General features: G+C 58.1%; 7 protein-coding genes. 4 read left to right on the top strand and 3 right to left on the bottom strand.

The window, feature by feature from the left end:
• Nucleotides 1-957: D-erythronate dehydrogenase (denD, locus tag KHU33_RS17525; protein WP_211465242.1), on the top strand; the 957-nt coding region annotated here is incomplete at its 5' end.
• 174 nt (nucleotides 958-1,131) lie between these two features.
• Nucleotides 1,132-3,336, top strand: coding sequence for a mechanosensitive ion channel family protein (locus KHU33_RS17520; protein WP_211465241.1), 2,205 nt, complete (start codon nucleotides 1,132-1,134; stop codon nucleotides 3,334-3,336).
• Nucleotides 3,337-3,343: 7 nt separating this feature from the next.
• On the opposite strand, the gene KHU33_RS17515 is transcribed toward KHU33_RS17520, so the two are convergent.
• Both KHU33_RS17515 and KHU33_RS17510 read right to left on the bottom strand, forming a co-directional pair.
• The gene (locus KHU33_RS17515; protein WP_211465240.1) at nucleotides 3,344-3,991 is read right to left on the bottom strand and encodes a class I SAM-dependent methyltransferase; all 648 of its coding nucleotides are present in this window, start codon (nucleotides 3,989-3,991) and stop codon (nucleotides 3,344-3,346) included.
• On the bottom strand, nucleotides 3,988-5,352 hold the full coding sequence (locus KHU33_RS17510; protein WP_211465239.1) for a chloride channel protein: 1,365 nt from the start codon (nucleotides 5,350-5,352) through the stop codon (nucleotides 3,988-3,990). The genes KHU33_RS17515 and KHU33_RS17510 overlap by 4 nt, the downstream gene beginning before the upstream one ends.
• Nucleotides 5,353-5,576: 224 nt before the next feature.
• Between KHU33_RS17510 and KHU33_RS17505 the strand changes: the two genes are divergently transcribed.
• Complete coding sequence (locus KHU33_RS17505; protein ID WP_211465238.1) at nucleotides 5,577-7,172, top strand: MDR family MFS transporter; 1,596 nt, start codon at nucleotides 5,577-5,579, stop codon at nucleotides 7,170-7,172.
• 383 nt (nucleotides 7,173-7,555) lie between these two features.
• Here the strand turns inward: KHU33_RS17505 and KHU33_RS17500 are convergent, their stop codons facing one another.
• Entirely contained in the window at nucleotides 7,556-8,497 is a 942-nt protein-coding gene (locus KHU33_RS17500) for a CysB family HTH-type transcriptional regulator (protein WP_211465237.1), read from the bottom strand.
• A gap of 239 nt (nucleotides 8,498-8,736) precedes the next feature.
• Between KHU33_RS17500 and KHU33_RS17495 the strand changes: the two genes are divergently transcribed.
• On the top strand, nucleotides 8,737-9,510 hold the full coding sequence (locus KHU33_RS17495; RefSeq protein WP_211465236.1) for a sulfite exporter TauE/SafE family protein: 774 nt from the start codon (nucleotides 8,737-8,739) through the stop codon (nucleotides 9,508-9,510).
• Nucleotides 9,511-9,576: the final 66 nt, after the last annotated feature.

The following is a 9,576-nucleotide window of genomic DNA, read 5'->3' as shown; positions in this document are numbered from 1 at the left end:
GGCGCCGGATTTTTGGGCCAGCGCCTGGCGCGCAGCCTGCTCAAGCAAGGCAGCTTGCCGGACCGTGACGGCCAGCTGCAAACCATCAGCAAGATCCTCCTGGTCGATGTGGTCGCCGCTAACGGTTTCGACGATGCGCGTATCGAGCAAGTCACCGGCGACATCACTGACAGCGCGTTGCTGGAACGCGTGATCACGCCGCAGACGGCAGCGATCTTTCACCTGGCGGCGATTGTCAGCGGCCAGGCTGAAGCCGATTTCGATCTCGGCATGCGTATCAACCTGGATGCCTCGCGCTTGTTGCTGGAACGCTGCCGCGCCTGCGCGCACGTGCCGCGGGTAATTTTCACCAGTTCGGTGGCGGTATTCGGCGGCGTGTTGCCGGCCGTGGTGCAAGACGACACCGCGCTCAATCCGCAATCTTCCTACGGCACGCAAAAGGCGATTGCCGAATTGCTGCTCAACGACTTCAGCCGCAAAGGTTTTGTCGACGGCCGCGTATTGCGCCTGCCGACCATCAGCGTGCGTCCCGGCAAACCCAACCAGGCTGCTTCGTCGTTTGCCAGCGGCATCATCCGCGAGCCGCTCAACGGCCAGTCCGCCGTCTGCCCGGTAGCGCCGGATGTGCGTTTGTGGCTGCTGTCGCCGCGCAAGGTGATCGCCAGCCTGATCCACGGATATATCTTATCGGCCGAGGCATTGGGCAAGAGCCGCACCATCAATCTACCGGGGATCTCGGTCACCGTGAGCGAGATGATGGCGGCGCTGGAGCGGGTTGCCGGCAAACGGGTCGCGGCACGGGTTGAATGGGCGCACGATCCGCTGATCGACCGCATCATCTCAAGCTGGCCGGGCGCCTGGGACGCCAGCCGCGCCGCCACGCTGGGTTTCGTCGGCGACGCCGATTTCGATGACATTATCCGCGCCTATATCGAGGACGATTTGCCGGCGGCTTGAACCTGCAAGCGCTAGTTGCGATGCGCCGGCGAACTTCCGCATGTCTTTTTGACATGCTCCGGCCAGTGCTTATCTTGTGAACCATACGGCAGCGGTACGGTAAGATTGTCACTTTATGACTTTTGCCAAGCCGACATGAAGACCAGCTTTTTTCAGCCCATGGAGCGTTTGCTTATGGGCTTGCTATTTTGCTTGCTGTTGGCAGCTAACTCTTCGGCTTACGCGGCGACTGCGGCAGCGGCAGCCGCCAGCAGCGCCAGCACCCCGCCGGCTTCTGCGCCGGCGCCATCCGCGCTGGATTCACTGTCCAAGGTCCTGCAAAGCAATCCCGCCACCGGCAGCCTGGTGGCCACCCTGATCCAGGCGGAGCAGCAGAACAGCAAGGCGTCGCCGGCGCAAAAGGGTTTTATCGGGCTGATTTCCAACAGCCTCGACACCTTCCAGACACATTTGCATCAGGTAGTCACGCCGGAAAAATACTGGAAGCAGCAGTTCTCTCTGGCCTGGCAAGACTTGTCGACCATACTTGAGCGCCAGGATTCGGAGAGCGGACTGCAGGTGCTGGTCAACTTCTTCGAAATGCTGGCCTTGTTCAGCGTGGTCGCCACGGCCTTGTACTATATCGGCAGGCGGGTGCACCAGCACTTCAAAGTCGACACAAAACTGCCGCCGGACCCCAGCATCAAGGAATTGCTGCTGTATATCCTGCGCCATATTGCACCGATACTGCTGGCGCTGGTGCTGGAAATCTCGGTAGTGGTCAGCCTGGAATCTTCGCAAGGACCGTCGCTCGGACGGACGCTGGCCACCGTGCTGCTGTATACCCTGATCGGCGCGCGTTTGTTTCAGGCGGTATGCGCCATCATTTTTTCGCTGTGGCATGGCGGCCACCGCAGGGTCGCCGTGCATATCCTGTATCAGCGCGCCTTTGGCTTGCTGTATGTGATCGGCTGCGCCGGCTGGCTGGGCGATGCGCTGGATAATCCGCAAGTCAACCAGATCATCGGCGTCCATCTGTCCGACACGGTAGCAACGCTGTCGAGCCTGATCGCGGCGCTGCTGGGCGGCTGGTTCGCTTTGCGGTTCCGGCGGCCGGTGGCGCATATCATCCGCAACCGGCCGCTGGCAGTGCGCCACGCTCATCCGGCGCGCATGGAAACACTGGAGGTGATCGCCGCCTTCTGGTACGTGCCGGTACTGCTGCTGAGCCTGAGCGTCAGCGTTGCCACCATCCTCGATCTGTCGAGCAGCAATTCGGCGCTGAATCACGCCTTGGGCAGCGCCGCCTTGCTGATCGCGATGTTTTTTATCAGCGCGCTGCTGCGGCGTGTACGCAACCGCAAGTCGTCTCCGGTGGCGGCACGCCGCCAATCGCCATACATTCAGCGCCTCAGCAATGTCGGCTTCAGCTTGCTGCAGCTGGCCCTGTGGATGGGCTTCTTCGAATTTCTGACCAGGATCTGGGAACACTCGCTGCTGGAATTTGCCGATTCCACCCTGATCGGCCAGATGATCGTCGCCGCCCTTGGCAAGATCGGCGTCACGCTGGTGGTTGCCTGGCTGGTCTGGATCATGCTCGACACCTTCATCCAGGAAGCCATCAACCCGACCCGCAGCAGCCGTTACGCGCGCAAGAATCCAAGCACCCGCATGCGCACCATCCTGCCCTTGCTGCGCAATGCATTGATGCTGCTGATCCTGACCATTACCGTCATCACCACGCTGGCCAACCTCGGCATCAATGTCACGCCGCTGCTGGCCTCGGCCGGAGTAGTCGGGCTGGCGTTCGGTTTTGGTTCGCAATCGCTGGTCAAGGATCTGATCACCGGCGTCTTCATCCTGATGGAAGATTCGATGTCGGTCGGCGACTGGGTCGACGTCGGCAACGGCCATGCCGGCACGGTGGAAAACCTGACTATCCGCACGGTCCGTCTGCGCGATAGCAACGGCTCGGTGCATAGCGTGCCGTTTTCGCAAATCACGGCAATCAAGAACGATTCGCGCGAATACACTTACGCCACGCTCAAGCTGAGCATCACCCACGATTCAGATGTCGACCAGGCGCTGCGCCTGATGCGCGAAACCGGCGCCGAGATGCTGGAAGACCGGCGCTTGCGGCGGCTGCTGCTGCAGCCTATCGAGATCTACGGGGTCAATAGTTTCGATTTGAACGGCGTGGCGCTGCTGGCCGGCATCCGTACTAAACCGCAAACCCAGAATGAAGTCACGCGCGGCTTCAATCTGCGCATCAAGAAAAAGGTGGATGACGATCCGACGGTGCACTTCGCCACTGAATGGGCGAATTTCCCGCTGACCGCGGTGGATGCCGCCGCCGGCAGCCCAACACCAGCAGCGCCTGCGGCCGAAGCAAAAAATTAACCCTGCCTTATTTGATACGGCAGCTTAGCAACCAGTAATATTCAAGCCGCAAGATGCGCAGTTCGCGCGTGATGGGGGCCAGCTTCTTGCGCAGGCCGCTGTCGGTCGGGAAATTTTTCATAACTTCGTAACGCTCACCGTCCGGCAAGGTGCGGAACTGGTAAGTATTGCCTTCCGCATCGGTGCGGGCGATGGGCGTGCTGTTTTCTTCGACGTAGCTGTTATCGATCATCACCAGCAAAATATCCTTGCCCAGTTTTTCACGCAGCTGCGCGATGAAACGCACCTGATCCTGACGCGCTACGTGCGACCACCAGAATCCCAGGAAGCAGGCAGTAAACGGCCGGTCCGGCTGGAAGGTGTTGATGTCTTGCACCGCAAAAGTCGCTTTGCCGGCCGGCAGTTTCTTGGCGTTTGCCAGGGCGATCATTTCCGGATTGATATCGGTGGCGAATACCGATTTCGCCGAGGCGGCGATTTGCTCGGTCCAGAAGCCGGTGCCGCAAGCCAGCTCCAGCACGTCGTGGCCTTCCATCAATTCCTGCACCCGTACCTGCAAGGTCAGCAAATCATCCTGACGCTCCGGGCGCTGGTAAATCTCTTCATAAGTCGAAGCACGTTTGGCGTAGTACGCCACCATATCTGTATTAATCATTTTCCCAACTCATTTTCTAATTTCTTAACTTCGGTTTTTTCTACATTGACGAATGCTGCATTGGCAGCGACTCGATAGCGCTCCGAGAGCGCGTCATATAACGGCGGTGCAAAAAACCGTGACACCCGGCTGGCGATCAAAGCCGTCGCCATCAACGAGATCACCAGGGCATGGCCGTTAATCATTTCCATCACGATCACGAACGCGGTAATCGGCGATTGCGTCACAGCCGCCAGGTAACCCACCATCGCCAGCGCGATCAGCATCGGCAACGAGGTGTGATCGAACAGCTGGTGCAGCAAATTGCCGAAACCGGCGCCGATCGACAACGATGGTGCAAAAATGCCGCCGGGGATGCCGGGCAGATACGACGACACCATCGACGCCATCTTCAAGAATGGGTACAACACCGACAAGTGCTGCTGCCCTTCCAGTACGCCCTTGGCTTCGACATAACCGCTGCCGAAAGTGGCGCCGCCGGCAATCACGCCGATCACCGCCACCAGCAAGCCGCACAAAGCGCCGAAGGCGATTGGACGGCTGCTGCGCAAATGCTGGACCCGGGCCGGACTCCAGCGTTTGGTATTCAATAGCAGCCAGCAAAACATGCCGCCGGCGACACCGGTCAGGACACCGGTAACCAGCACCGCCAGCGCCAGCATGTCGGTCAGTGCACTGTCGATCTGCATGGTGCCGAAATAAGTGTAGTTACCGTTCAAGCCCAGCGCCACCGCGCCGGCAAAAATAATCACGGTAATCACGACACCGCTGGCGCGGCTTTCAAAGCTGCGCGTCAGTTCCTCAATCGCAAACACGATCCCCGCCAGCGGCGTATTGAAAGCTGCCGACAAACCGGCGGCCGCTCCCGCCAGTATCAAACGCCGCTCCAAGGCCGCGCTGGCGCGCGGATAGAGACGCCGCAGATTGAACATCAAGACGGCGCCGACCTGCACCGTAGGGCCTTCACGGCCGATGGTGAAACCGCCCAGGATGCCGACAAAGGAAATGCCGATCTTGCCCGCCATTATCTTCAGCGACAGCAGCGACTGGCCGCGCTTGCTGGTGTCTTCTTCCAGCGTCGCGATCACTTGCGGAATGCCGCTGCCTTCGGCGCCTGGAAAATAACGCCGCGTGGCCCACACGCACAGTGCGCCGATCGCCGGCGTAATAAACAGCGGCAGCCAGAAATGCGACTGCTGCATCGAGCGGAACATGCCAAAACCAACATCCATCAACCAGGCATAGAGCACCGCAATCAAGCCTACCAGTATTGCACCGAGCCATAAAATCCCATATCTGCGCCACGCGCGTCGCACCTGACGCAGCGTCTGATCGGAAAAACTGAGAGGCAGCGGACTCATCGAATTTGGGCGCAAAGACATGATTATAAATTATCGCTGGCCGATTCCCGTAATACTGGCGTGACGCCTGTTATACCGGGAGGCCATGGACAAGATGCAGCGGCCGCAGCAAAATCTCAGCAAGGCGCGTATGATCTTGTGTTTGCAATAATGGCCTGCTACAGGCGATTCCTGCATTTAGTGCCCTGTTTCCTCAACCGGCGGCGCCGCCGATAAACCACAATATGGCCATCCATTCCGCCTCCGCTCATTCGAGCGACCAGGTTTTACCCTTCCGTGAATCCTTGCTTGCCATGCTCGGCATTGCCTTTGTCGTGATGCTGGTAGCGCTGGACTCGACCGTGGTCGGCACCGCGTTGCCGACTATCGTTGCCGAATTAAAAGGTTTTGAGCTGTACGCCTGGGTCGCTACGTCTTATTTGCTGACCTCGGTGATCACCGTGCCTATCTTCGGCCGGCTCGGCGATTACTACGGCCGCAAGCCCTTCGTGCTGGTTTCCATCCTGTTGTTCACCACCGCTTCCATCTTGTGCGGCATGGCCAACAGCATGCTATGGCTGGTGATTGCGCGCGGCTTGCAAGGCGTCGGCGGCGGCATGCTGGTAGGCACCGCGTTTGCCTGCATTCCCGATCTGTTCCCGGGCGCTCACGTGCGCCTGCGCTGGCAAGTGATGATGAGCACGGCGTTCGGCATCGCTACCGCTGTGGGGCCGTCGCTGGGCGGTTTCCTGACACAGTACTGGGGCTGGCGCTGGGTGTTTTATGTGAATCTGCCGGTCGGCGTGCTATCGCTGTTCTTTGTCTATAAATATCTGCCGCATCTGCGCCACACCCATCCGGACGCCAAGATCCGCCTGGACTGGCCGGGCGCGCTGCTAATTACGGCTTCGCTGGGATGTTTGCAATTGTTTGTTGAAATGCTGCCTAAACATGGCTTGTCGCTAGGCATGCTGGGCCTGCTGGCTGCCAGTATCGTGTCTTTCATTGCGCTATGGAAATGGGAACATCACACGCCGCAACCTATCCTGCCGTTCGATTTGCTGTTCGATCCTAAACTGTCGACCTTATTCCTGTTATCGGTGCTGAGCGGGTTTTCCATGTTTTCGCTGATGTTTTACGCGCCTTTGCTGTATCAGGGCGGTTTCGGTCTGTCGCCGCAGGAAGCCGGCCTGCTGATCACGCCGCTGGTCGCCTGCATCATGATCGGCAGCATTTCCAACGGCCGCATCATCACCAAGATCAAGAATCCGAACCTGATGCTGTACATCGGCTTCACATTGCTGGCGCTGTCCTGCCTCGGCGTGGTGATATCCAACCGCTGGACCCCGCATGGCGTGATCGCCGCTTTCATGCTGATAGGCGGGCTTGGCCTGGGCTTCATCTTGCCGAACCTGACCATCTTCATCCAGCAGGAAGCCGGCCGTGAACACCTGGGCATCGCCACCGCGCTGATGCAATCCTTGCGCATGATCGGCAGCATGCTGGGCACCGCGATCATCGGCACATTGATTAATCACATGTACGCAGCCAGCGTGCGCCAGGCGCTGACCGAGGACAAGGCAGACAGCTGGTTCAGCAGTTTTGCCGACCCGCAAATCCTGATCAGCCATGAAACCCAGACCACGGTGCTGGCGCAACTGGCAAGCGCCGGCCATCAAGGCCAGTTGCTGCTGGAAGCCGCGCGCGAGGCGCTGATAGGATCGATTCATATGGGAGTCGGGCTGGCGGTGGCGGTTACCGTGACCGCGCTATGGCTGGTCGGCAAGGTACCGCATATCACTTTGCGCACAAAACCTGAAGCGGCGGTTGTCTCTGAGTAAGCAAGGAGCATCTCAGTCAGTTTTTAACTGCCCCTCACAAACTCTTACATCTCACACTGTATAGAAGCACCTGTATCGCCATCCCGATGGCATTCTGACCTCGTAGTAATTCAAACAGGAAAGAAGGTCAAAATGAAAAAGCTCATCGGACTCGTGGTGCTCGGCATCACCTTGTGTACAGCCGTTAGCGGTTGCGTGATCGTTCCGGCGCATGGGTATGGGTATTACGGCCCCCCTCATCCCTACTACTATCGCTGATAAGTAATTTGTCGACCAAGCAGAAAACAGATTGTGGGCTGGCGCATGCACTCTGCGGGCAGTCAATTGGAGGCAGAGTAATTTTCGCAAACACCCGCGAAAAAAACTCTGACCCCAATTGACTGCTACAGCTCGTACATGTCTTTCTCGCCATTCATCACTTGCTCAATCAGCTTGCGATTCATGGTCGGCGCCAGCAGCTCGATGAAGGTATACACATAGCTACGCAAATAAGCCCCCTGCTTGACCGCCGCCCGCGAGATATTGGTGCCGAACAGATGCCCAACCGAAATCGAGCGCAAACCGACATCGCGTTCCGCATCGAACGCCATGCCGGCAATAATCCCCACCCCCATGCCCAGCTCGACATAGGTCTTGATGACATCGGCGTCGATCGCCTCCAGCAACACATCCGGCTTCAGGTTGCGCAAGGCGAAAGCATGATCGATCTTGGTCCGGCCGGTGAACGCGCTATCGTAGGTAATCAGCGGAAACGCAGCGATTTCTTCCAGCGTGATCGCCTTCGACTGCAGCAAGGGATGATCGGGCGGCACCACCACCACATGCTCCCATTGATAACAAGGCAATGTCACCAGGCCGTCGGCATTGACGATAGCTTCAGTCGCCAAGGCCAGATCGGCCTGGTCGTTACGCACCATATCGGCAACCTGCTTGGGATTGCCTTGCAATAAAGACAAGCGGACCTTGGGAAATTTCAAGGTAAATGCCTGCACCACTTTAGGCAATGCATAACGCGCCTGGGTGTGGGTGGTGGCAATCGTGAAGCTGCCGCTGTCATGCGCAGCGTATTCGTTGCCGATACGCTTGAGGCCGTCGATTTCCTGCATGATCAGCTCGACCGACTTCAATACCGCCCGCCCCGGCTCTGTCAGTCCGCGGATACGCTTGCCATGGCGTGTAAAAATATCAACACCAAGCTCTTCCTCCAGCTCGATGATCGCCTTGGAGACGCCCGGCTGTGACGTATACAATGCCTTGGCTGCCTCGGTCAGGCTGTAGTTCTGGCGCACCGCCTCGCGGACAAAACGGAACTGATGGAGATTCATGAATTTTCCTTGGGTTTTCTTTATAAGAATCTGTTCAGCACTACCGGGAAACTTAACAAAACAATAAATCCCGGCGTATTACTAAAAAACAACGACATATTGCAGCCTCCTGCGTAATCACTAGCAAGCGTATTTGCCGTATTTACATATATCAAATACGCATATAAGCAAATAAATAGTCTGTAGTTGGAGATAGATGTGAAGTTTATTACGATTCGAGGTGTTTCGTACGAGGTGATATGACTGTTTCTTATGTAGTGAGCGGTTTTGCCGTCGGATTATTGGTGGGATTGACTGGTGTCGGCGGCGGCTCGCTGATGACGCCTCTACTCACCCTGCTGTTCGGCATCCATCCCAGCGTTGCGGTTGGCACTGACCTCGCGTTTGCGTCAGTGACCAAGGTCGCCGGTACCGTCGCTCACCGCTCGCGCGGCACCGTGCGTTGGGATATCGTCAAGCTGTTGTCGCTGGGCGCCCTGCCGGCCGCCATCGCCACCGCCTTGATACTCAAATATCTGGGCGGCATCAGCGCTGAAATCGGCCAGATCATCCGCTATTCGATCGCAGTTTCAGTATTATTGACAGTGATCGCCCTGCTGTTTAAAGGAAAACTCCAGCATTGGTTGAATGCTCACCCGGAAAAACATTTGCATGGCCGGCAGCTGACCGTGGCGACCATCTTCGCCGGGCTGGTGCTTGGCGCCCTGGTCACCATGTCGTCGATCGGCGCCGGCGCGGTTGGCGCTACTATCCTGGTACTGCTGTATCCTCGCCTGTCGCCGGCGGAAGTTGCCGGCACCGATATCGCCTACGCGGTGCCGCTGACGGCGATAGCCGCCCTTGGCCACTGGTGGCTGGGCTCGATTGACTGGAGCTTGCTGGGCGCGTTGCTGCTCGGCTCGGTACCCGGCATCACCATCGGTTCGCTGGCGGCACGCGCGGTTCCGGAGAAATTTTTACGCGCTCTGCTGGCCCTGACCCTGACCAGCGTTGCCGTAAAGCTGATTTATTAAGAGGCCGCACGATAGCGGCCCGATACCTGTTTTGAAGCAAGGCGTGGCGAGCGGATTGAGTAACGA

It is taken from the genome of Collimonas silvisoli (genome assembly GCF_018305005.1).
Lineage (GTDB): Bacteria > Pseudomonadota > Gammaproteobacteria > Burkholderiales > Burkholderiaceae_D > Collimonas > Collimonas silvisoli.
Note: the sequence above shows the minus strand (reverse complement) of the source record. Positions and strands in the feature narration are given on the sequence as shown.